The organism is Pseudoflavonifractor sp. MCC625 (assembly GCF_018784545.1).
Lineage (GTDB): Bacteria > Bacillota > Clostridia > Oscillospirales > Oscillospiraceae > Pseudoflavonifractor_A > Pseudoflavonifractor_A gallinarum.
This window is the reverse complement of sequence record NZ_WQOJ01000032.1, coordinates 36096-58385: the sequence shown is the minus strand read 5'-3', so window position 1 is coordinate 58385 and position 22290 is coordinate 36096. Positions and strand designations below refer to the sequence as shown.

20 protein-coding genes and 1 other annotated feature are annotated in these 22290 nt (G+C 64.3%); of the genes, 17 read left to right on the top strand and 3 right to left on the bottom strand.

Annotated features, from left to right (window positions below; genetic code table 11):
- Position 1: 1 nt before the first annotated feature.
- Positions 2-2161, bottom strand: coding sequence for a Tex family protein (locus GPK94_RS10865; protein ID WP_215655782.1), 2160 nt, complete (start codon positions 2159-2161; stop codon positions 2-4).
- Between the two features lie 149 nt (positions 2162-2310).
- Between GPK94_RS10865 and GPK94_RS10860 the strand changes: the two genes are divergently transcribed.
- The 3 genes from GPK94_RS10860 to GPK94_RS10850 all read left to right on the top strand — a co-directional run bounded on the left by GPK94_RS10860 (position 2311) and on the right by GPK94_RS10850 (position 6952).
- Complete coding sequence (locus GPK94_RS10860) at positions 2311-3282, top strand: hypothetical protein (RefSeq protein ID WP_215655781.1); 972 nt, start codon at positions 2311-2313, stop codon at positions 3280-3282.
- Positions 3283-3301: 19 nt separating this feature from the next.
- Positions 3302-5050 carry a copper amine oxidase N-terminal domain-containing protein gene (locus GPK94_RS10855; protein WP_215655780.1) on the top strand — a complete coding sequence of 583 codons (1749 nt, stop codon included), beginning with the start codon at positions 3302-3304 and terminating at the stop codon, positions 5048-5050.
- 201 nt (positions 5051-5251) lie between these two features.
- The gene (locus GPK94_RS10850) at positions 5252-6952 is read left to right on the top strand and encodes a C69 family dipeptidase (RefSeq protein ID WP_101693677.1); all 1701 of its coding nucleotides are present in this window, start codon (positions 5252-5254) and stop codon (positions 6950-6952) included.
- A gap of 290 nt (positions 6953-7242) precedes the next feature.
- On the opposite strand, the gene GPK94_RS10845 is transcribed toward GPK94_RS10850, so the two are convergent.
- Entirely contained in the window at positions 7243-7662 is a 420-nt protein-coding gene (locus tag GPK94_RS10845; RefSeq protein WP_101693676.1) for a hypothetical protein, read from the bottom strand.
- A gap of 243 nt (positions 7663-7905) precedes the next feature.
- Here GPK94_RS10845 and murI point away from each other — a divergent pair, with 243 nt between their 5' ends.
- The 10 genes from murI (at position 7906) to rsmI (ending at position 18189) form a co-directional block, all read left to right on the top strand.
- Positions 7906-8718: a glutamate racemase gene (murI, locus tag GPK94_RS10840; protein ID WP_215655779.1), complete on the top strand. Its 813-nt coding sequence runs from the start codon at positions 7906-7908 to the stop codon at positions 8716-8718.
- Positions 8719-8818: 100 nt separating this feature from the next.
- On the top strand, positions 8819-9253 hold the full coding sequence (locus GPK94_RS10835) for a DUF1934 domain-containing protein (protein WP_101693674.1): 435 nt from the start codon (positions 8819-8821) through the stop codon (positions 9251-9253).
- Positions 9254-9315: 62 nt separating this feature from the next.
- On the top strand, positions 9316-11064 hold the full coding sequence (gene argS, locus GPK94_RS10830) for an arginine--tRNA ligase (RefSeq protein WP_215655778.1): 1749 nt from the start codon (positions 9316-9318) through the stop codon (positions 11062-11064).
- A gap of 279 nt (positions 11065-11343) precedes the next feature.
- Positions 11344-12618, top strand: a complete 1275-nt coding sequence (locus GPK94_RS10825; protein WP_346728022.1) for a glycosyltransferase family 2 protein — start codon at positions 11344-11346, stop codon at positions 12616-12618.
- Positions 12619-13015: 397 nt separating this feature from the next.
- On the top strand, positions 13016-14260 hold the full coding sequence (locus GPK94_RS10820; RefSeq protein ID WP_101693671.1) for a homocysteine S-methyltransferase family protein: 1245 nt from the start codon (positions 13016-13018) through the stop codon (positions 14258-14260).
- Between the two features lie 322 nt (positions 14261-14582).
- On the top strand, positions 14583-15416 hold the full coding sequence (locus GPK94_RS10815; RefSeq protein WP_215655776.1) for a formyltransferase family protein: 834 nt from the start codon (positions 14583-14585) through the stop codon (positions 15414-15416).
- Entirely contained in the window at positions 15413-16054 is a 642-nt protein-coding gene (locus GPK94_RS10810) for a CatA-like O-acetyltransferase (protein ID WP_101693669.1), read from the top strand. The genes GPK94_RS10815 and GPK94_RS10810 overlap by 4 nt, the downstream gene beginning before the upstream one ends.
- Complete coding sequence (locus tag GPK94_RS10805) at positions 16051-16671, top strand: CoA pyrophosphatase (protein WP_215655775.1); 621 nt, start codon at positions 16051-16053, stop codon at positions 16669-16671. The genes GPK94_RS10810 and GPK94_RS10805 overlap by 4 nt, the downstream gene beginning before the upstream one ends.
- Positions 16658-17314: a methyltransferase gene (locus tag GPK94_RS10800; RefSeq protein ID WP_346728021.1), complete on the top strand. Its 657-nt coding sequence runs from the start codon at positions 16658-16660 to the stop codon at positions 17312-17314. Before GPK94_RS10805 ends, GPK94_RS10800 begins: the two co-directional genes overlap by 14 nt.
- A 23-nt stretch (positions 17315-17337) precedes the next feature.
- Entirely contained in the window at positions 17338-18189 is an 852-nt protein-coding gene (gene rsmI / locus GPK94_RS10795; protein WP_215655774.1) for a 16S rRNA (cytidine(1402)-2'-O)-methyltransferase, read from the top strand.
- A gap of 174 nt (positions 18190-18363) precedes the next feature.
- Here the strand turns inward: rsmI and GPK94_RS10790 are convergent, their stop codons facing one another.
- Entirely contained in the window at positions 18364-18606 is a 243-nt protein-coding gene (locus tag GPK94_RS10790; RefSeq protein WP_101693666.1) for an AbrB/MazE/SpoVT family DNA-binding domain-containing protein, read from the bottom strand.
- 275 nt (positions 18607-18881) lie between these two features.
- Between GPK94_RS10790 and GPK94_RS10785 the strand changes: the two genes are divergently transcribed.
- The 4 genes from GPK94_RS10785 to GPK94_RS10770 all read left to right on the top strand — a co-directional run bounded on the left by GPK94_RS10785 (position 18882) and on the right by GPK94_RS10770 (position 21884).
- Complete coding sequence (locus GPK94_RS10785; protein WP_215655773.1) at positions 18882-19511, top strand: spore maturation protein A; 630 nt, start codon at positions 18882-18884, stop codon at positions 19509-19511.
- On the top strand, positions 19496-20020 hold the full coding sequence (locus GPK94_RS10780; protein ID WP_101693664.1) for a nucleoside recognition domain-containing protein: 525 nt from the start codon (positions 19496-19498) through the stop codon (positions 20018-20020). Before GPK94_RS10785 ends, GPK94_RS10780 begins: the two co-directional genes overlap by 16 nt.
- A gap of 111 nt (positions 20021-20131) precedes the next feature.
- Positions 20132-21136, top strand: a complete 1005-nt coding sequence (locus GPK94_RS10775; RefSeq protein WP_101693663.1) for an ATP-binding cassette domain-containing protein — start codon at positions 20132-20134, stop codon at positions 21134-21136.
- Between the two features lie 76 nt (positions 21137-21212).
- Complete coding sequence (locus tag GPK94_RS10770) at positions 21213-21884, top strand: methionine ABC transporter permease (protein ID WP_252192613.1); 672 nt, start codon at positions 21213-21215, stop codon at positions 21882-21884.
- Positions 21885-22015: 131 nt separating this feature from the next.
- Positions 22016-22264, top strand: a binding site (T-box leader).
- Positions 22265-22290 lie beyond the last annotated feature (26 nt).

Sequence of the window (22290 nt, the reverse complement as noted above, 5' to 3'; positions counted from 1 at the left end):
GTTATTTGGGCCGGCGCATGGTCAGGGAGATGCGCTTCTTGGCCACATCCACCTCCTTGACCCAGACGGTCACCACGTCCCCCACCGAGAGGACCTCGGAGGGGTGCTTGACCCGGCGGTCCACCCCTAGCTGGGAGATGTGGACCAGGCCGTCCTGGTGGACGCCGATGTCCACGAAGGCGCCGAAGTCGATGACGTTGCGCACCGTGCCGGTGAGCTCCATGCCGGGCTTCAGGTCCTTCAGCTCCATCACGTCGGTGCGCAGGATGGGGGGCGGGAGCTCGTCACGGGGGTCCCGGCCGGGCTTGAGGAGCTCCTTGACCAGGTCCTCCAGGGTGGGCAGGCCAACGCCGCAGGCCGCGGCGGCTTCCTCCCGGCCATAGGCATCCAGCCGCTCGTTCAGCTGGGAGAGGGTCCCGGCCGCCACGTCGGAGAGGGTGTAGCCGCACAGCTCCAGCAGCTTCTGGGCGGCGGCGTAGCTCTCGGGATGGACGCCGGTGTGGTCCAGTACGCTCTGGCTCTCGGGCACCCGCAGGAAGCCGGCGCACTGTTCAAAGGCCTTGGGGCCCAGCTTGGGCACCTTGAGCAGCTGCCGCCGGGCGGTGAAGGGGCCGTTTTCCTCCCGGTATTTCACCACATTGCGGGCGGTGGTGCTGTTGAGGCCGGCCACCTGGGTGAGAAGGGGGGCCGACGCGGTGTTCACGTCCACCCCCACGGCGTTGACGCAGTCCTCCACCACGCCCCGGAGGGTCTCGTCCAGCCGGGCCTGGGGCATATCGTGCTGGTACTGGCCCACGCCAATGGCCTTGGGGTCGATCTTCACCAGCTCGGCCAGGGGGTCCTGGAGCCGCCGGGCGATGGAGACGGCGCTGCGCAGGTTCACGTCATAGTCGGGGAACTCCTCCGCGGCCAGCTGGGAGGCCGAGTAGACGCTGGCCCCCGCCTCGCTGACCACCATGTAGCGCACCTGCCCGGCGGGGAGCTCCTGGAGCATCTGGGCGGTCATGAGCTCGGTCTCCCGGCTGGCGGTGCCGTTGCCGATGGCGATGTGGACCACCCCGTGCCGTCGGATGAGGGTTTTGAGGGTGTCCATGGCCTCCCGCTTCTTCCGCTCGCTGAAGGTGGGATAGACCACAGCGGTGTCCAGCACCTTGCCGGTGCCGTCCACCACGGCCACCTTGCAGCCGTTGCGGTAGCCCGGGTCCAGACCCATGGTGACCTTGCCCTTCACCGGGGGCTGCATGAGCAGGGGCTTGAGGTTGAGGCCGAAGTTGTGGATGGCCCCCTCGTTGGCCTGCTCGGTGAGGAGATTGCGCACCTCCCGCTCCAGAGAGGGCTTGAGGAGCCGGTCCCAGGCGTCGTCCGCCGCGGCGCGGACAAAGTCCATGGCCGCCCGGCCGGGCACCACCGCCCGGCGCACCGCGATGCGGGCGGTCTCGCCGTCCAGCTCCACCCCGGCCTTCAGGATGTCCTCCCGCTCGCCCCGGTTGATGGCCAGCACCTGGTGGCCCAGGACCTTGCCCACGGGGGCGCGGAAGTCGTAGTACAGCCGGTAGACGCTGTCCTCCGGCTCCTTCTCCGCTGCGCGGGAGACCAGCGTCCCCCGGCGGAGGTACAGGTCCCGCAGGCTCTTGCGCAGGGCGGCGTCGTCCGAGATGACCTCGGCGAGGATGTCGCTGGCCCCCTGGAGGGCGTCGTCCACCGTCTCCACGCCCTTCTCCGGGTTGACATACCCTTCCGCCAGAGCCCGGGGGTCCACGGCCCCGCCCAGGGCGAACAGGGCCTGGGCCAGAGGCTCCAGTCCCTTCTCCTTGGCCGCGGTGGCCCGGGTGCGCCGCTTCTGCTTATAGGGGCGGTAGAGGTCCTCCACCTCGGCCAGGGTGGCGGCGGCGTCAATGGCGGCCGAGAGCTCCTCGGTCAGCTTGCCCTGGCCGTCGATGGCGGCGCGGACCTCCTCCCGGCGCTTGTCCAGATTGCGCAGGTACTGGAGCCGGTCGGCCAGGGTGCGCAGGGTGGTATCGTCCATGGCCCCGTGGAGCTCCTTGCGGTAGCGGGCGATGAAGGGGATGGTGTTTCCCTCGTCGATGAGCTGGACCACGTTGGCCACGTGGCCCTCATCCCGGCCCAGCTCCCGGGCCAAAAGAGAGGTGATGGTATCCATAAGAGACTCCTTTGTCAAGAGATACCTCCCATTTTACTCCAAAAAGAGCGGTCCGTCCAGTGGGTGGATATGGACAGATGTTGTCGACTGGCGTATACTGAAAGAGAACAGAGGAGGGCGCGGCCCGCCGGACGGAAGGAGGGGGGACCATGGGAAAGACCTGGCAGGAGCTGGAACAGCAGCTGGCGGACACCCGGGCCGGGATCGCTGCGGCCCAGGGGGCGGAGGACGCCTGGAAGGAGGCCCGAAGCCGCCATGAGGCCCTGGAGCAGGAGAGCAGACGGGCCTGGGACTATGTCCTGCTGCTCTCCGGTCAGCTGGAGGAGCTGGAGGGCTGGGGGCCCTCCGGCCTGCACGCCCGCCTGACCCGGCAGGGGCGGGAGGCCCGGGCGGAGTGCCGTACCCTCCTGGAGCGGGAGCGGGCGAACTACGAGGAGAAGCGGCGGGTCCAGGAGGAGGCCCGGGAAGAGATGGAGCGCCTGGCCGGTCCCGCGGAAGAGCGGACGCGGCTGGAGCGGCGCTATGAGGAACTTTTGAGGGAAAAGGCCGACCTTCTGCGGGAGGACCCGGGGGAATTGGGGGAGCGGCTGCGCACCCTGGAGCGGGAGCGCAACGCCCTGTACAACCTGGAGCGGGAGCTGAGCCGGGCCCTCTCGGCCGCCCAGTCGGCCCGGGCATCCATCCGCCGGATGAGCGGCAGCCTGGACCACGCCCGCAATTGGGGCACGGTGGACCTGCTGGGGGGCGGACTGCTGAGCACCATGGCCAAGCACGACCACCTGGATGACGCCCAGCACGCCGCCCAGTCGGCCCGATATGCCCTGGAGCGGCTGCGCAGCCAGATGACCGCGCTCCAGAAGGCGGTCCATGTGCCCCAGGTGGAGCTGAGCTCCTTTGCGGTCTTTGCCGACTACTGGATGGACGGCCTGTTCGCCGACTGGTATGTGCAGAGCCGCATCAAGGAGGCCCAGGCGGGGACCACGCAGGCCCTCTCCAATCTGGGGGGCCTCATCTCGGCCCTGGGGAACCAACAGCGGAAGGCAGCCGGGCGGCTGCGCAGCGCGGAGGGAGCACGGCGGCTCTTTTTGGAGGAGCCCCTCCCCGGAACACAGACGGAATAGAGAAAGGAAGGGAAGTACCATGAAACGAAGGCTGAGTCTTTGTCTGAGCGCCGCTGTGCTGCTGGGGATGGTCCCCGCCCAGGCGGCCGCCGTGGCCGTGCCCGATGTAACGGATGCCCTGGGCGGGACCGGCGTGGTGGTGATCGAGGCCCAGGGGGGCGCGGATGGTCAGGCGCTTTTTGATGCGTACGGCCCCTGGAACACCTGGACGGAGGAGCAGCGCCGGGAGGCCGCCGGCTGGAGCGAGGATGCGTGGTGGAGCTACTGGGGCGCCTATGAGAGCCACGCCTGGGCGCTGGTGGACCAGTATGACACCGACCTGAACGGCTGGTACACCGACTATTACGGGGAGTCCCTGTGGGGGGACGAGGATTCCTATTTGGATGAGCTGCGGGAAGAGCTGGGGCTGCCCTACCCGGACGGGATCAACGTCAACTGGAACGGGACCTGGATGGACTTTGGCTCCTGCGCGCCCCGGGCAGTGAGCGGACGCACGCTGGTCCCCTTCCGGGGATTCTATGAGGCGGCGGGGGCAGAGGTCTCCTATGAAAAGGGGACCCTCACCGCCGCGTGGGAGGACGGGACCACCGTCACCCTGGCCGCCGGGGATACCGTCCTGCGCTGGAACCAGGGGGAGAAGCTGCTGGAGGAAGAGGTAGGGGAGCCCTACATAGAGGACGGGCGGGTCTACCTTCCCGTGCGCGCCGCCGCCCGGACCCTGGGCCTGGAGGTGGAGTGGGACGACTACCTGAGCCTGGTCTATCTGACCGACTGGGAGAGCCTGCGGGAAGAGGTGGACAGCCACTTCACCCACCTCAACGCCCTGCTGGCGGCCGCCTCCGCCTATGAGGCGGACACGGTGTATGAGAGCGAAACCTCCTTCCAGCTCTCGGGGACCCTCTACGGGGAGAAGAAGCACGACACCGCCTCCCTTGCCCTGACGGGAGAGGGGCTCTACCGGGGAGACGGACGGGCCATGGACGCCTCCATCACCCTGGATCTGGACGCCGGCGGCATGGAGGAGACCCTCTTTTCCCAGCTGCCGGACCAGGCGGCCGATCTGCTCCAGCAGCTGAACGGCGCCCGGCTGGAGGTGCGCATGGACGCCGATGAGGGGAACCTCTACTTCCGCAGCAGCCTGCCCGAGGCCTATCAGGATACCTGGGTGGCCCTGGAGGGGGACCCCCTGCCCGATGTTGCGGGGGAGCCCCTCACGATCGGAACGCTGCTGACCACGTTCTACCAGAGCGACGGACTGTACAGCTACGGCTATGGTGCGGCCGCCTTGCAGGAGAGCAGCCTGTGGCTCCAGGCCCTCCTGGGGGATGAGAACTTCCGGGTCACCCGCAGCGGGGAGCGCACCGTCTACACCCTGGAGCAGACCACCCTTACGATTGGGAAGCGGGCCGGAGAGCTGGGCCTGCTGGAGGAGGGCTCCCTGCTGGATACCCTCTCCGCGCTGGGAAGCGCGCCCGATGTGTCCTTCTCCCTGCGGGCCGAGTGCAGCGGGGAAAAGCTGACCTCCGCCGCGCTGGACCTGCGCATCCGGGCGGAGGGGACCAATCCGGTGGAGTTCACCTTGACCGCCCGGCGGGACGGACAGAACGCCGAGGGCACGCTGGCCCTGGCGGGGCGCTATCTGGGCCGGGTGGATGGCGCCTGGAAGGTGGATTCCGTTCCCACCCAGGCCGCCATCCCCACCGCCCCCGGAGAGAAGGATGAGGTCATCCCCCTGTGGACCTGGCTGGAGGAGCTGGACCTGATCTAAGCCCGGTTTCAAAAAGCAGACAACCGCCACCAAAATGGGTGGCGGTTTTTTATGCAAAAATATTTACGTTGGGGCTTGACAAATCGGGATAGATATGAAATAATATTCACGAAATCAAGAATAAAGTGAATAAATTCAAAAATAAATCCAAGCTCATTCAGAATTTATTCATCAAAGCGAATTTGAGAGAGGGAACTGATCATGAAAAAGACTGCAAAAGTATTCAGCGCCGCCCTGGCGGCTACCGTAGCTCTGAGCAATGTGAGCGCCCTGGCCTGCACGGGCCTGTATGTCGGCAAAGAGGCCAGCGCCGACGGCACCACCATCATTGCCCGCAGCGAGGACATCAGCCCCTCGGATTATCAGAAGGTCCACAAGGTGGTCCCCCATGTGGAGAACCAGCCCGGCCGGGTGCTGGAGGATATCAACGGCTTCCAGATGCCTCTGCCCGCCACCACCTATCAGTACACCATGATGAGCGACTATTCCACCGCCGGGGACGGCGTGTATCCCGCGGTGTGCAGCAATGAGATGGGCGTGTCGGTCACCGGTACGGTTTCCGCCTCCCCCTGCGCGGCGTGGAAAGAGGCCGATCCCTATGTGGAGAATGGCCTGCGGGAGGCCGTCCTCCCCGCGGCGGTGGCCTGCTGCTCCGCCACCGCCAAGGAGGGCGTGGAGAACCTGCTGAAGATCGTGGACGAGTACGGCTCCGCTGAGGGCAACATCGTCATGATCGCCGACCAGAACGAGGCCTGGATCGTGGAGATCTACGGCGGCCACCAGTATGCCGCTATGAAGATGCCCGCCGATGCGGTGGCGGTCTACGGCAACCAGTTCATGATCGGCCTGGTGGACCCGGCGGCCACTGAGGGCTACATCTTCTCGGATGAGCTCTTCTCCACCATCGACGAGCTGGGCCTGGCGGTGAAGGAGGACGGCAAGTATCATCTGGCCAAGTCCATCACCGACGAGACCCGGAGCGACGGCAACAACATGCGGACCTGGATCGGCCACAAGGTCCTGGCCCCCTCCAGCGTGGGAGCGTACGACAGCGATACCTTCTATGATCTCTTCTACACCCCCGACGAGAAGGTGACGCTGGACGACGTCATGGGCATCTACCGGAACCGGTACGAGGGCACCGAGTATGACGCCGACCTGCCCGGCAACGAGGGCATGCGGGCCATCGCCGTCTCCACCACTCCCGAGACCCACATCGTGCAGATCCACGACGACTATCCCACCCAGAGTGCGGCGGTGACCTGGGTGGCCCCCGGCGGCGCGGAGCACTCCGTGTTCCTGCCTGAGCTGAGCGGCATCACCGATACCGCCGACGCCTGGAAGACCGACAGCGCCATCTACACCGACAACTCCGTCTACTGGACCTTCAAGCAGATCTGCGGCCTGGCGGATACCGACCGGACCCTCTACACCCAGGGCGTGGAGGACTACTGGACGCTCCAGGAGGCCATGATGCAGGCCGAGATGGAGCAGGCGGGCGAGCAGGCCAAGACCCTCTACGCCCAGGACGAGGCCAAGGGCGACGCCTATGTGACCGCGCTGGCCGAGGAGATGGTGGAGGAGCAGATGGCCAACGCCGAGCACCTGTATGCCGAGCTCCTCACCGTGGTGACCCACAACAACGGCCTGAGCAGCGGCAAGACCCCGGTCACCTTTGAGGCCACCACCGCCCTGCGGGAGGCCGCCCAGTTCAAGGGCTATACCGTGGGCTGGAATGCCGCCGACGGCGCCATCACCCTGACCAAGGGCAGCGACAAGATCTCCCTCAAGGCGGGCAGCGCTACGGCCGTCAAGAATGGCCAGGAGGTGGAGCTCTCCGCCGCCCCCTACACCCAGAACGGCGTGACCTATGTGCCCATGAGCTTCGTGCAGGGACTGTAATGGAAACAATCCAGATAAGAAAAGAGAGCGGACGGAATCGAAAGATTCCGTCCGCTCAGTTTGTTGATGGCGTAAATTTCTGCGGCGTTTGGTCGTAAGAGCCTCGCAGAGTTCCGCCGTCCGCAGACGGCGGAATGAAGTGAGAGCGTGTTTTCCGGCGGCATGTACGTCGGAAAACACACTTCTCAGGCCGCAAGTGTGTGGCCCTCTGGCCATGCGCGCGGCGGCCTGCATCCCTTCTCAAAAACGCGCTGCGTTTTTGAGAAGCGTGTCGAACCAGTTCGACACGCTCAGGGCAGCGTGTCGCTGTCCACCAGGATGTTGTCGGTGCCGTGCTGGTCGAATTCGGCGATATAGGCGTCAATCCGGCGGTTGAGCTCCTCATAGTTGGACTCGTCAATGGGTACGTCGTCCATATCCCGGCGGGCCAGATCCTCGGCCAGGATGTCGAAAAAGACGTTGTTTTCATATTCCATGATGGCCTCGTGAATGCCGCCCTCGGCAAAGGCGCGGGAGGGGACCACTTCGCCCTTCCAGTCCTCGGCCAGGATGCCCATTCCCTCTTCCCGGGCTTTGGCAAAGAGCAGGCTCTCCACGTCGTCATAGTCTTTGAAGCGGTCGTCGCCCCGGGTAGAGTTGAGGATCCAGTTGCCGATATAGGCCATATCCAACAGACGGCGGAATTGCTTGGTCGTCAGTTCCAGCTTCATGTCAGTAACCTCCTCGCTGTGCGGTGGTGGAGCGGGAGAGCACCCGCTCTTGTCATTATATTATAGTGCTTTTGCGATGGTTGTCAAACGGGTGGGACAGGAATTCACACAAATGAAAAAAAGACTTGTCAGGGCCGGTCCTTTCGCATATGATATTAGAGAAAAAGTATGACCTCGCCGGTCCGCCGCATCTGGCGGGCCGGCGAAATACCGTTGGCCGTGTGCGGCCGGGAGGGATCTGTTTTGGACCAGAAGCCCATTGGGGTATTCGATTCGGGCCTGGGCGGCCTGACCACGGTGCGGGAGCTGATGCGCCTGCTGCCCGGGGAGGATATCGTCTATTTCGGAGACACCGGGCGGGTGCCCTACGGCAGCCGCTCCAAGGAGACCATTCGCAAATACGCGCGGCAGGATGTGGCCTTCCTGCGCACCTTTGACCTCAAGGCCATCGTCATCGCCTGCGGCACCGTGTCCACCACCGCGCTGGACCTGCTGGCCGCCGAGAATCCCATCCCCGTCATGGGTGTGGTGGAGCCCGCCGCCCGGGCCGCCGCCCGGGCCACCCGGAGCGATGCCATCGGACTCATCGGCACCCAGGCCACCATTCGCAGCGGGGCCTATGAGCGGTACATCTCCGCCCTCCACCCGGGGGCGCGCATCCTGTCCAAGGCATGCCCCCTCTTTGTGCCGCTGGTGGAAAACGGGCGCTTCCACCGGGGGGATATCGTCATCGAGACCGTGGTGGAGGAGTACCTGTCCCCCATGAAGGAGGCCGGGGTGGATACCCTGGTGCTGGGCTGCACCCACTACCCCCTGCTGGAGGAGGTCATCTCCGCCTATATGGGGCCGGACGTGAGGCTCATCAACGCCGGAGCCGAGGGGGCCCGGGAGGTGGCCCGCAAGCTGGAGGCCCAGGACGCCCTGGCCCAGCGGGAGCAGGGGAGCAGCCGCTATTTTGTCAGCGACAGCGTGGAGGACTTCGCCCGGCTGGCCTCCATTTTTCTCCGTCAGGATGTGACCGGAGAGGTAGCACAGGTGGATATTGGGCAGTTTTGACCCGGTTCGGGGCTTTACAGGTCGGTTTTATCCATAGTATAATAGTGCGACATGCCGTGGGCAGCCGCCCCGGATCATTTTGAGAAGAGAAGGGCCGACCATGAGCGAGAACAACGTGATCATTTCCATCAAGGGAACCCAGTCCTACGAGCAGCAGGAGGACGACGTCATCGAGCTGGTGACCGAGGGCCGGCTGGAGCGGGAGGACGAGGGACATTTTACCCTCAGCTACCAGGAGAGCGAGGTCACCGGGCTGGAGGGGACCCTGACCACCTTCCAGATCGAGCCCGAGCGCATCACCCTGATGCGCCTGGGGGGCGTGAACTCCGAGATGGTCTTTGAGCTGGGACGGCGGCATCTGTCCATGTATGACACCCCGTACGGCGCGCTGGCCATGGGGGTCAACACCCGGGAGCTCTCCGCCGCCCTGGATGAGCAGGGGGGCCAGATCCGCATCGTCTATGACATTGAGCTGGACCACGCCCTGGCCGGGCGCAATACCTTTGATATCCAGATCCGCCAGGCCCGGCGGTGAGGCCGGGCGGTGGGGATCACCGTCGATCCATTGAATTTGATACAGATGAGAGGGAATAAGCTATGTCCAATATGATTCAAGCGGCCCGGGAACAGGTGTCCGCACTGACCCAGGCGGCCTATGAGAAGGCCGCCGCCCAGGGCATCCTGCCCGCCGGGGTGGAAGTAAAGGCCACCGTGGAGATCCCCAAGGATGTGAAGAACGGCGACTACGCCTCCTCCTTTGCCATGGCGGGAGCCAAGGCCATGCACATGGCCCCCCGGGCCATCGCCCAGGCCATCGTGGACCATCTGGACCTGGAGGGGAGCTATTTTGAGCGGGCCGAGATCGCCGGCCCCGGCTTCCTGAACTTCTTCATGGGCTCCAAGTGGTACGGCGACGTGCTCTCCGACATCGAGGCCGAGGGCATGGAGTACGGCAAGAGCGACGAGGGCCGGGGCAAGAAGGTCATGGTGGAGTTCGTCTCCGCCAACCCCACCGGTCCCATGCACATGGGCAACGCCCGGGGCGGCGTGCTGGGTGACTCCCTGGCCAACGTCCTCAAGCGCGCGGGCTTTGACACCTGGAAGGAGTTCTATGTGAACGACGCGGGCAACCAGATCCACAAGTTCGCCGAGTCCATCCACGCCCGCTACATGCAGATCCTCCTGGGGGAGGAGGGCTTCCCCTTCCCCGAGAACGGCTATCACGGGGACGACATCAAGGAGCTGGCCCAGGGCTTCTATGAGCAGCACGGGGACGCCTTCAAGGACGCCGACGAGGCCCAGTGGCTGGAGCCCATGAGCCAGTACGGCCTGTCGGTCAACATCCCCAAGATGAAGAGCGACCTGTCCCGCTATCAGATCGAGTACGACGAGTGGTTCTTTGAGTCCACTCTCCACAACAGCGGCTATGTGGCCCAGACCGTGCAGATGCTGGCCGACAACGGCTGGACCTATGAGAAGGACGGGGCCCTCTGGCTCAACACCACGGAACTGCTCAAGAAGAAGTTCCTGGCCGAGGGCAAGACCCAGGAGCAGGTGGACAAGCTGGACCTGAAGGACGACGTGCTCCGCCGGGCCAACGGCTTCTACACCTACTTCGCCGCTGACATCGCCTACCACCGCAACAAGCTGGAGGAGCGCAAGTTCGACGTGGCGGTGAACATCTGGGGCGCCGACCACCACGGCCATGTGGCCCGCCTCCAGGCCGCCCTGGACGGCCTGGGCCTGGACGGCTCCCACCGCCTGGTGGTGGTGCTCATGCAGCTGGTCAACCTCCTCCAGGACGGCAAGCCCGTCCGGATGTCCAAGCGCTCGGGCAAGGCCATCGCCCTGCACGACCTGCTGGACGAGGTGAGCGTGGATGCCGCCCGCTACTTCTTCAACTCCCGCTCCTCCACCAGCCCGGTGGACTTCGACCTGGACCTGGCCGTCCGGGAGGACAGCGAGAACCCGGTGTACTATGTCCAGTACGCCCACGCCCGCATCTGCTCCCTGGTGGCCCGTCTGGCCGAGGAGGGCTCCTGCGTGCCCGCCGCCGCCGCGGTGGACGCCGCCGTCTTCGCCACTGCCGAGGAGAAGGCCCTCATCAAGAACCTGGCCCAGCTGCCCGAGGAGATTCACCTGGCGGTGCGGGACTACGATCCCAGCCGCATCAACCGCTATCTGCTCTCCCTGGCCGGCGACTTCCACCGGTTCTACAACGCCTGCTACATCCGCGGCGAGGCCCCCGAGGTGCTCTCCGCCCGGCTCAAGCTGGCCGACACGGTGCGCCTGGTCATCGCCAACTGCCTGAACCTGATCGGCGTCAGCGCCCCCGAGAAGATGTAATCCCCCCGGGGAAATGTTACAAAAGTGTGAAATGCACCCTCTTTTTTACAAAAGAGGGTGCATTTTTTCGGCGGGAAAACTGGGTAGAAAGTAACGAAAACCGAAGAAATTAAAATGCAATTCGGGCCTTTTGTATGAATGAAATAAAAAAAGTTTCTTAACAATTTATTAATTAGTGGGTAAAACACTTGTAATATTTTCAGAAGGTGCTATTATAACACCCCGAAGAAGTGATTGTAGGAAACGGGATCTCCGATCCCACGGATATGAGGAATGGATATGCTTTCATTTGTCAGAGATTTCAATTTGCTGCTGGCGGTGATTCTGACGCTGGCCTATTTCTATCAGCTGGTGTACCTGGTGATCGGCCTGACCCGCCGCAAGCGGCGCGCACTGGAGCAGGAGGTGCGGCAGCACCGGTACGCGGCAGTCATCTGTGCCCGCAACGAGTCCAATGTCATAGCAGATCTGATTCAAGATCTCAAGAGACAGAACTACCCGGCCGAGCTGCTGGACGTGTACGTGGTGGCCGACAACTGCACCGACGACACCGCCGCCGTCTCCCGGAAGGCGGGCGCCATCGTCTACGAGCGCTTCAACAAGGTCCAGGTGGGCAAGGGCTACGCCATGGACTACCTGTTCCACCGCCTGAAGGCGGAGGGGCGCACCGGGTACGAGGGCTTCTTCGTCTTTGACGCCGACAACCACGTGGACCCCAATTTCGTCCCCGCCATGAACCGGACCTTTGACTCGGGCAAGTACGACGCCCTGACCAGCTACCGCAACTCCAAGAATTTCGGAGACAACTGGATCTCCGCGGGCTACGGCCTGTGGTTCCTGCGGGAGGCCCGCTTCCTCAGCGGTCCCCGTATGGCGCTGGGCACCAACTGCCACGTGTCGGGCACCGGCTTCCTGGTCTCCGCCCGGCTGGTGGAGGAGAACGGCGGCTGGCCCTTCCACCTGCTGACGGAGGACATCGAGTTCTCGGTCAACTGCGCCATCCAGGGCAAGCGCATCGGCTACTGTGAGGACGCCGTCATCTATGACGAGCAGCCCGTCACCTTCAAGCAGTCCTGGGATCAGCGTCTGCGCTGGTCCAAGGGATTTTACCAGGTGGACTTCAAGTACGGCCTGGGCCTGCTGAAGAACTGCTTCAAGGGCAGACGCCGGGGCTTCTCCTGCTATGACATGCTCATGACGGTGGCCCCCGGCATGCTGCTGACCCTGCTGGGCATCGTCTTCAACGCCATCGTTCTGGTGGCCTGCCTGAATGAGACCACCTATATGGCGAAGCTGGTCATCGACGAGACGATGGGCTTCCTGGGTATGGCGGTGGTCAACTTCTACCTGGGCCTGTTCCTCTTCGGCGTGGTGACCACGGCCACGGAGTGGAAGAAGATCCAGGTGGCGCCCGCCCAGAAGGTGCTCTATCTGTTCACCTTCCCCATCTTCATGTTTACTTATGTGCCCATCTCGGTGGCCGCGCTGGTCCGCCGGGTGGAGTGGAAACCCATCTATCACGGCGCCAAGGGCAGCCTGCGCGCCCAGGAATAACGCTCATCGGCCGGAGTCCTCTGTGGACTCCGGCCTTAGTCTGTCCATAAAGTGTATTTCTGCGGTGTTTGCTGCAAGAGCCTCGCAGAGTTCCGCCGTCCGCAGACGGCGGAAGAGGGTCAAATCGTGTTTTCCGGCGGCATGTACGTCGGAAAACACTCTGCTCAGGCCGCAAGCGTGCGCCCCAAAGGGGCGTGCGACGCAGCGGCCTGCATCCCCCTCGAAAAAATGCTTGCATTTTTGAGAAGAGTGTCGAAACACTTCGACACCCTTCCCCCAAGAGGTTGCGCTTGATTTTGAGCGGGGATTTGTATATACTTATCTGCGAATCAAAGCAGCCTATCGCCTTCCCGCCCCGGCGCGGGAAGACGCCTATCTGTGAGGAGGAATTTATTTCATGGACAACATTCCCTTATCCCTGCCCCTTTTGTTGGACGGCGCAACGGGCAGCGAGCTGTTGAAGCGCGGGATGCCCGCCGGCGCCTGTACGGAGCAGTGGGTACTGGAGCACCCCGAGGTACTGGTGGAGCTCCAGCGGGAGTATGTGGCGGCGGGGTCCAACGTGATCCTGGCGCCCACCTTCGGGGCAAACGCCGTCAAGCTGGAGGAGCACGGACTGAGCGGCAAGGTGGACGAGTACAACCGCCGCCTGGTGGCCCTCTCCCGGCAGGCCGCCGGCGGAAAGGCCCTGGTGGGCGGCGACATGGCCCCCACCGGAAAATTCATCGAGCCCTTTGGGGACTACACCTTTGAGATGCTGGTGGCCGTCTACACCGAGCAGGCCCTGGCCCTGGAGCTGGCCGGGGTGGACCTCTTCGTGGTGGAGACCACCATGACCATGCCCGAGGCCCGGGCGGCCGTCCTGGCCATCCGGAGCGTGTCGGATAAGCCGGTGTTCGTCACCTTCACCTGTGACGAGAATGGGCGCACCCTGTCGGGCACCGACGTGCTGGCCGCCCTCATCGTGATGCAGGGCATGGGCGTGAGCGCCTTCGGCCTGAACTGCTCCTCCGGCCCGGACGGGATGCTGGAGCAGCTGCGCCGCCTCACCCCCTACGCCCAGGTGCCCCTCATCGCCAAGCCCAACGCGGGCCTGCCCCATATGGAGGATGGCCGCACGGTCTACGACTGCCCGCCGGAGGAGTTTGCCTCCTACGCCAAGGCCATGGCCGAGGCGGGGGTGCGCATCTTCGGCGGCTGCTGCGGCACCACGCCGGAGCACATCGCCGCGCTGAAGGCGGCCGTGGCGGCGGTGGACTTTGCCGCCCTGCCCGCGGTGGAGCACGACCCCGACGTGATCCCCTGCGCCAGCGAGACCGAGGCCCGCTTCATCACCCCCGACGTGGACGTGGGGGAGACCATCGAGTGCACCAGCGACCTGATGGAGGACATCGTGGAGGCCGAGGAGAACTGCCCCCAGGGCGCTCTGAAGATCGAGATCCTGGAGGAGGACGACGTGGCCCTCTTTGCCGAGAACCAGTATGTGGTCAAGGACGCCCTGTGCATCACCACCGACGTGCCGGAGCTGCTGGAGGGGGCCCTGCGTGCCTTCCAGGGCCGGGCCTTCTGGGACGGCACCGAGGAGCTGGAGGATGCATTTTTGGAGCAGATGCGGAAAAAATACGGTCTGGTGATCCTGTAAAGACCATTCACAGAGAGACCGCGTCCATTTGGGCGCGGTCAGTCTGTTGATAACGTGTATTCCTGCGGCTTATGCGGTAAGAGCCTCGCAGAGTTCTGCCGTCCGCAGACGGCAGAATCAAGTCAAAGAGTGTTTTCCGGCGGCGTGTACGTCGGAAAACACACCTCTCAGGCTGCAAGTGTGCGAGCGTTAGCGAGTGCGCGCAGCGGCCTGCATCCCCTCGAAAAAATGCCTGTATTTTTGAGAAGCGTGTCGAACGTGTTCGACACGCTGGCCGCGTCCGAATGGACGCGGTTTCTTGTATCCGAAACGGGAGGAACCCATGAAAATTGCCTATGCGGGGTTTGACCTGCTCTATCCCTGCCTGGAAGCCCTGGAGGCGGCCGGGTGTGAGGTCATGCGGGTGTTCACCTACCCCACCGACAACGTCTACGAATTCAACCGCCAGGTCACCGGCTTTGCCGAGGCCCGGGGCATCCCCTGGACCGACGCCCGGGTGACCTCCGCCGACCTGAACGCCCTCTGGGAGGCGGGCTGTGAGGCCCTCTTCTCCGCCGGGTATATCTACCGCATCCCGGTGGACACGCCTCTGCGCTGCGCCAATGTCCACCCGGCCCTGCTCCCCCTGGGGCGGGGCCCCTGGCCCATGCCCTGCACCATCCTGCGGGGGCTGCACGAGAGCGGCGTGACCATCCACAAGGTGGCCGCCGGGCTGGACACCGGGGACATCCTGCTCCAGGAACCCTTTCCCGTCACCGGGCAGGACACCCTGGAGACCATGACCGAGACCATCCGCGCCCTGGCCCCCCGGCTGGCCGCCCAGGTGGTACAGTCCTTTGACCAGCTGTGGGAGAAGGCCGTGCCCCAGGGAGAGGGAGAGTACTGGAAGGAGCCCACGGAGGAGGAGATGACCTTCACCCCCTGGGACAGCCTGGAGCGGGTGGACCGCATCGTCCGGGCCTTCGCCGGGTACGGGAGCTTCCTGCGCCTGGGGGAGGAGACCCTGACCGTGGTGCGGGGCGAGGTCATCCCCGGCGGGGCGGAAGCGCCCCCCGGCACCCTGCGCCTGGAACAGGGCATCCCCCAGTACGCCCTGAAGGGCGGCTGGCTGCGCCTCTACGAGAGTCAGACCCACGAAGGAGGAAACCAAGCATGAAGATCATTGATCTGGAACACTGGCCCCGGCGGGAGATTTATGAGCACTATCAGGGCGAGGAGTGGCCCTTCTACGCCATGAGCTTCCCGGTGGACGTCACCGAGCTGAAGGCCTACACCAAGCGGCACGGCCTGTCCTTTTACTACTCCCTCATCTTCCTGGTGACCAAGTCCATGGATGAGGTGGAGAACTTCCGCTACCGGGATCGCAACGGCACCATCATCCTCCACGACCACCAGGTCCCCAGCTTCACCGACATGCGTCCGGGGGAGGAGCTCTTCCACATCACCGACCTGGAGGCCGGAGATGACATGGCCGCCTTCTGCCAGGCCGCCCGGGAGAAAAGCTACGCCCAGACCTCCTTTGTGGACCATGAGGGACCCTGGGACAGCGACCAGCGCATCGAGTTCAGCAGTGAGCCCTGGCTCCCCATGACCTCGGTCACCCACGACCGCCGGTTCGACCCCAGCGACTGCATCCCCCGGGTGGCCTGGGGCCGGTATGAGAAGCAGCACGACGGACGGCTGCGCCTCTCCCTGGCTCTGGACCTGAACCACCGGATGGTGGACGGCATCCACGTGGGACGGTTCTACGAGGCCCTCAACCGGCGCATCGCCGCCCTGGCGGAGGAGCCATGACCCTGGAAGAGATCCGATCCCGGATGGCCCCCCGGCGCGCCGGGTTTCAGGACGTGACCGGGGAGTATGCGGTGCTGGTCCCGCTGGTGGAGACTCCGGAGGGACTCCAGGTCCTCTTTGAGGTACGGGCGGCCACCCTGCGCCGCCAGCCGGGGGAGGTCTGCTTCCCGGGCGGGCGGATGGAGCCGGGGGAGGAGCCCGAGACCTGCGCCCTGCGGGAGACCTGGGAGGAGCTGGGCATCCCCGTGGAGGGGATCGAGGTCCTGGTTCCCCTGGACAAGGTCCTCCACCAGAGCGGTTTTCTGATGCACCCGATTCTGGGCCGGATCGACCCCGCCTGGCTGGCCCGCCTGCGGCCCCAGGCGACCGAGGTGGCCGAGACCTTTCTGGTGCCGCTCTCCTATTTTCTGGAGGAGGAGCCCCTGTGCCCCTCCTACCCCCTGGTGCCCCAGGTGGGGGAGGACTTCCCCTATGCACAGATCGGCTTTCCCCAGGGCTATGACTGGAAGGGGGCCCGGGTGGAGGTGCCCATCTACACCTGGGAGGGCCGGGCCATCTGGGGCATCACCGGCCGGGTGATGAAGCATCTCGCGGAGGTGCTGCGTGGAAGAGCGTGAGCGCATGGAGCAGCTGGGGCCCTACCGCTATGACCGGGACCCCGCGTGTTTTCCCCTGGGCCGGGACAGCCTGGAGCTGGGGGAGTTTGCCACAGTGAAGCCCGGGTGGCGGGTGTGCGATCTGGGCTGCGGGGGCGGGGTGCTCCTGCTGCTGCTCTCCGCCCGGGCCGATGGGCTGACCCTGGCCGGGGTGGAGTTGGAGGAGGCGGCCGCCCGGGCCGCCCGGGCCAATCTGGCGCGCAACGGCCTGGCGGGGGAGATCCGCGCCGGGGACCTGCGGGAGAGCGGCTTCCCCACGGGGAGCTGGGACCTGGTGATCTCCAATCCCCCCTACTTTGCCCTGGGAAGCGGGAAGAGCGGGGGAGGGGAGCGGATGGAGGAGCACTGCACCCTCCCGGAGCTGTGCCGCGCGGCGGCGGCGCTCCTGCGCCCCCGGGGCCGGTTCGCCCTGGTCCACCGGCCCGAGCGCCTGGTGGAGGTGCTAACCGAGCTGCGCCGGGCGGGGCTGGAGCCCAAGCGCCTGCGCCTCATCCAGCACGACGCCGCCCACCCGCCCTCCGCGGTACTGGCCGAGGGGGTCAAGGGGGCGAAAACAGGGCTGGAGATCCTCCCGGCGCGCCTGCTGCACCGGGGAGGCGAATGATACATGGGAATGGAGAAGTGCATATGGCTGGAATTTTATACTTAGTCCCCACCCCCATCGGCAACCTGGGGGATATCTCCCGGCGCATGGCGGACACGCTGGAAGAGGTGGACTTCATCGCCGCCGAGGATACCCGGGTATCCATCAAGCTCCTCAACCATCTGGGCATCCGCAAGCCCATGGTGAGCTATTACCGCCACAACACCGAGGCCGGGGGCCAGGCGGTGCTCCAGCGGCTGCTGGCCGGGGAGAGCTGCGCCCTGGTCACCGACGCGGGCACCCCGGCGGTGAGCGACCCGGGCGAGGAGCTGGTGGCCCTGTGCGCCGCCAACGGGGTGGAGGTGGTGGCCATCCCCGGTCCCTGCGCCCTGGTGACCGCCCTGTCGGTGTCCGGCCTGCCCACGGGACGCTTTACCTTCGAGGGCTTTTTGGCCATGAACAAGAAGAACCGGCGGGCTCATTTGGAGTCCCTGCGGGGGGAAATGCGCACCATGATCTTCTATGAGGCCCCCCACAAGCTCCTCTCCACCCTGGAGGACTTCCAGACCTACTTCGGCGGGGAGCGGCGGCTGAGCCTGTGCCGGGAGCTGACCAAGCTCCATGAGGAGGTCCGGCGCACCACCGTGGGGGAGGCCCTGGAGTGGTACCGGGACAACCCGCCCAAGGGGGAGTTCGTGCTGGTTTTGGAGGGGGCCTGTGCACAGGAAGAGGACATCCCCACCCTGGAACAGGGCCTGGAGCGGGTGGCACACCTGCGGGATGCGGGGCATTCCCTGCGGGACGCGGTGCGGCAGGCGGCCAAGGAGCTGGGCCTTTCCCGCAATGAGCTCTACGACCGGGCGGTCGGAAAAACTGGAAAATCTCTTTCTGACTGAGTAAACTGTGAAAGTAATTTTCTGGGAAAACAGGGTGTGAAGGTACCCTGCCAATTGCATACAAATTTATACAGAACGTATAAACGCCTCTCCGCACCGGACGGCTCCGGGGCGGAGAGGCGCAAAAAGCCCCGGCGGTTCCATGGGAACGGCCGGGGTTTTTCGTTGGGTTCTTTATTTATTCTGGAGTTCCTTGAGGCAATTGGGGCAGATGTTCTTGCCGCGGAAGTTGATGACATCCTTGGCATCATCGCAGAAAATACAGGCGGGCTGGTACTTTTTCAGGACGATGGAGGCTCCATCTACATAGATCTCCAAAGAGTCCTTTTCGGCGATATCCAGAGTACGACGGAGCTCGATGGGAAGTACGATTCGGCCGAGTTCATCGACCTTTCTGACAATGCCGGTAGATTTCATAGCGATACGTCCTTTCTTGCGGCTTCCATGTTTTCCTATCTTTATCTAGAAACTGACATTATTATAACACTTTGTATTGCTATGTCAATTCCATTTTGGAAATTTCAATCGTAAAGTTTCGACTAATGTCGCAAAATTGGAATAAATTGTATTTTAAAAAATGTAGTATAAAAAAGTCCATATTTTGAACCAAACGTTTAAAAAATAAGGCATATTTTCCGGCTTTCCCCGCATATAGTAGTACAAATATTTTTAAATGGAAAGAAGAGAAATATATGGGAATGTCGGTTATCTGGTCGGGGATGGTCGGATGCGCGGTTTTTTGCGGGCTTCTCACCGGGCGGGGGCCCCAGGTGGCGGCGGCCGCCATGGAGGGCGCGGCGGCGGCGGTCGAATTATGTCTATCCATGGCGGGCGTACTCTGCCTGTGGATGGGCGTGATGGAGGTCATGCGCCGTTCGGGGCTGTCGCAGGGGCTCTCCCGGCTGCTGCGTCCGCTCCTCAAGCGGCTCTATCCGGACTTTGCCCGGGACCGGGAGGTGATGGACAGCATCTCGGCCAATGTCTCGGCCAATCTGCTGGGACTGGGCAACGCGGCCACCCCCCTGGGCATCCAGGCCGCCCGCCGGATGAGCCGGCGCACCCCGGGAGTGGCCTCCGACTCCCTGTGCATGCTGGTGGTGTGCAACACGGCCTCCATCCAGCTCATCCCTACCACGGTGGCCAGCGTGCGCGCTGCGGCCGGGTGCGCCGCCCCCTTTGACATCCTGCCCGCCGTGTGGCTGGCTTCGGCCCTCTCGGTGACGGTGGGCATCCTGGCGGCCAAGGTGATGGGGCGGCTCTGGCCGGCGGAGGAGGGGGCCGGACGGCTCCAAAGGGGGCGAGTCGGATGGAACTGGCGCTGACCATGCTGGTGCCCTTCCTCCTGCTGGGGGTGGCCCTGTGGGGCCTGGTGCGGAAGGTGGACGTCTACGACGCTCTGATCACCGGCGCGGCCGAGGGACTGGGCGTGCTCATCAAGATCGTCCCGGCGCTGGTGGCCCTTCTGACGGCGGTCTACATGCTGCGGGCCTCGGGTGCGCTGGAACTGGCCGCCCAGGCCCTGGCCCCGGTGCTGGGCTGGTTGGGCATCCCGCCCGAGACGGTGGGACTGCTCCTCATCCGCCCGGTGAGCGGCTCGGCCGCCCTGGGAGTGGGGGCGGAGCTCATCTCCACCTATGGGCCGGACTCCACCATCGGGCGCACCGCCGCCGTCATGCTGGGGTCCACCGAGACCACCTTCTATACCATCGCGGTGTATTTCGGCGCGGCGGGGATCGTCAAGACCCGGTACGCCGTCCCGGCCGCCCTGTGTGCCGACCTGGCCGGATTTACCGCCGCGGCCTGGGCGGTGCGGGTGTGTTTTGGGGGATAGCCCCCGCGCCTTGACAGGGAGGGGGATCTGTCATACAATAAACTCCGTATGACCGGTCGTTGGACCGGTCCAGCGATCCCTTTGAGACGGTTTACAAAGGAGAATCACAGCGTGATCGAATTAAAAGGACTGACCAAGATCTTTCCCACCGAGGAGGGGACCTTCACCGCGCTGGACCACGTGGATATCACCATCCGCGACGGGGCCATCTACGGCATCATCGGCATGAGCGGCGCGGGCAAGTCCACCCTGGTGCGGTGCATCAACCTGCTGGAGCGCCCCACCGAGGGCAATGTGCTCATCGACGGGGAGGACATGACCGCCCTTTCCCCCAAGGCCCTGCGGCAGAAGCGGCGGAGCATCAGCATGATTTTTCAGCAGTTCAACCTGCTCATGCAGCGCACCTGCCTGAGCAACATCTGCTTCCCCATGGAGATCGCGGGGGTGCCCGCCGCCCAGGCCAAGAAGCGGGCCATGGAGCTTCTGGAGCTGGTGGGCCTGCCTGACAAGGCCGACGCCTACCCGGTGCAGCTCTCCGGCGGACAGAAGCAGCGCATCGCCATCGCCCGTGCTCTGGCCAGCGACCCCAAGGTGCTCCTGTGCGACGAGGCCACCTCCGCCCTGGACCCCACCACCACCCGGAGCATCCTGCGCCTGATCCAGGACATCAACAAGCGCCTGGGCATCACGGTCATCGTCATCACCCATGAGATGGCGGTGGTGGAGGAGATCTGCTCCCACGTGGCCATTCTGGACCACGGAAAGGTCATGGAGACCGGCACGGTGGAGGAGGTCTTCTCCAACCCCAAGACCGAGGCCGGCCGGAAGCTGGTCTACCCCGACGGGGTCATTCTGGACCCGGTCAAGACCGCCCGGGTGGTGCGCATCGCCTTCAACGGCGGCTCCTCCTACGAGCCCCTCATCGCCTCCCTGGCCATCGACTGCGGCGTGAAGGTCAACATCCTGGGCGCCGACACCAAGAACATCAACGGACAGGCCTTCGGCACCATGCTCATCGGCCTGCCCGAGAACGAGGCCGAGGCCGCCAAGGCCATCGCCTACATCAAGGGCCAGCCCTATGTGACCATGGAGGAGGTGCGTGATTACCATGGCTGATCTGCTGCAAAATCCCGAGGTGGTCCGCCTGCTGGAGCTGAGCAAGGACGGGCTCCTCTTCGCCATCTGGGAGACCATGTATCTGACCGTGATCTCCACCTTCTTCGCCTACCTCATCGGCCTGCCCCTGGGCGTCATCGCCGTGGTGGGAGAGCCGGGGGGCGTGCGTCCCCTGCCCAGACCCGTGATGACGGTGCTCAACTTTGTCATCAACATCCTGCGCTCGGTGCCCTTCCTCATCCTGATGGTGGTGGTCATCCCCCTGTCCCGGCTCATCCTGGGCACCTCCATCGGCACCGTGGCCACCATCGTGCCCCTGGTCGTGGCCGCCTTCCCCTTTGTGGCCCGGCTGGTGGAGTCCTCCCTGCGGGAGGTGGACGGCGGCGTCATTGAGGCGGCCGAGTCCATGGGCTGCTCGCCCTTCCAGATCATCACCAAGGTGATCCTGCCCGAGAGCCGGCCCTCCCTCATCTCCGGCTTTACCACCGCCTTCATCACCATCCTCAGCTACGGCGCCATGGCGGGCGCCATCGGCGGCGGCGGACTGGGCGCCATGGCCCTCAACCTGGGCTATCAGCGCCGCATGACCATCATCCTGTGGGTCTCCGTGGTGGTGCTGGTCATCCTGGTGCAGATCTTCCAGTCGGTGGGTACCCGGGCCGCCGTGCGCATGGACAAGCGGGTGCGCGGCCAGGACCGGAAGAAGCAGAGAAAGACACAGAAGACCGAGAAGGCCGGTCTCCAATAAGAGAACCATATGGTCAGGGTGTGCAAAGAAGACGGGAGCACACCCTGACCTTTTGTCTGATCTGTCCACTTGACGGAATGGGGGCAAGGGTCTATACTAAGTGCAACCCAAGCGGAACTGAATAACGCCCCTCAAACGCGAGGAAGAGAAGAGTAGCCAGAGAGATACGGCACAGAGAGCCCGGCATGGTGGGAACGGGTACGGAAGGCTTTGGTGAAGATGGTCTCGGAGCGGCGTAGCTGACTGTACCGGACGGTGCACAGGCTGCGACGGGTGCGCCCGTCAGCGCGCAGGAGTATGACTGTACTCCATAAGGCTTCTGCCGTGAGGCAGAGGTGAAGCAAGGTGGTACCACGAAGCGGAAAGCTCTCGTCCTTGAATTGAATTCAAGGGCGTTTTTTTGTGC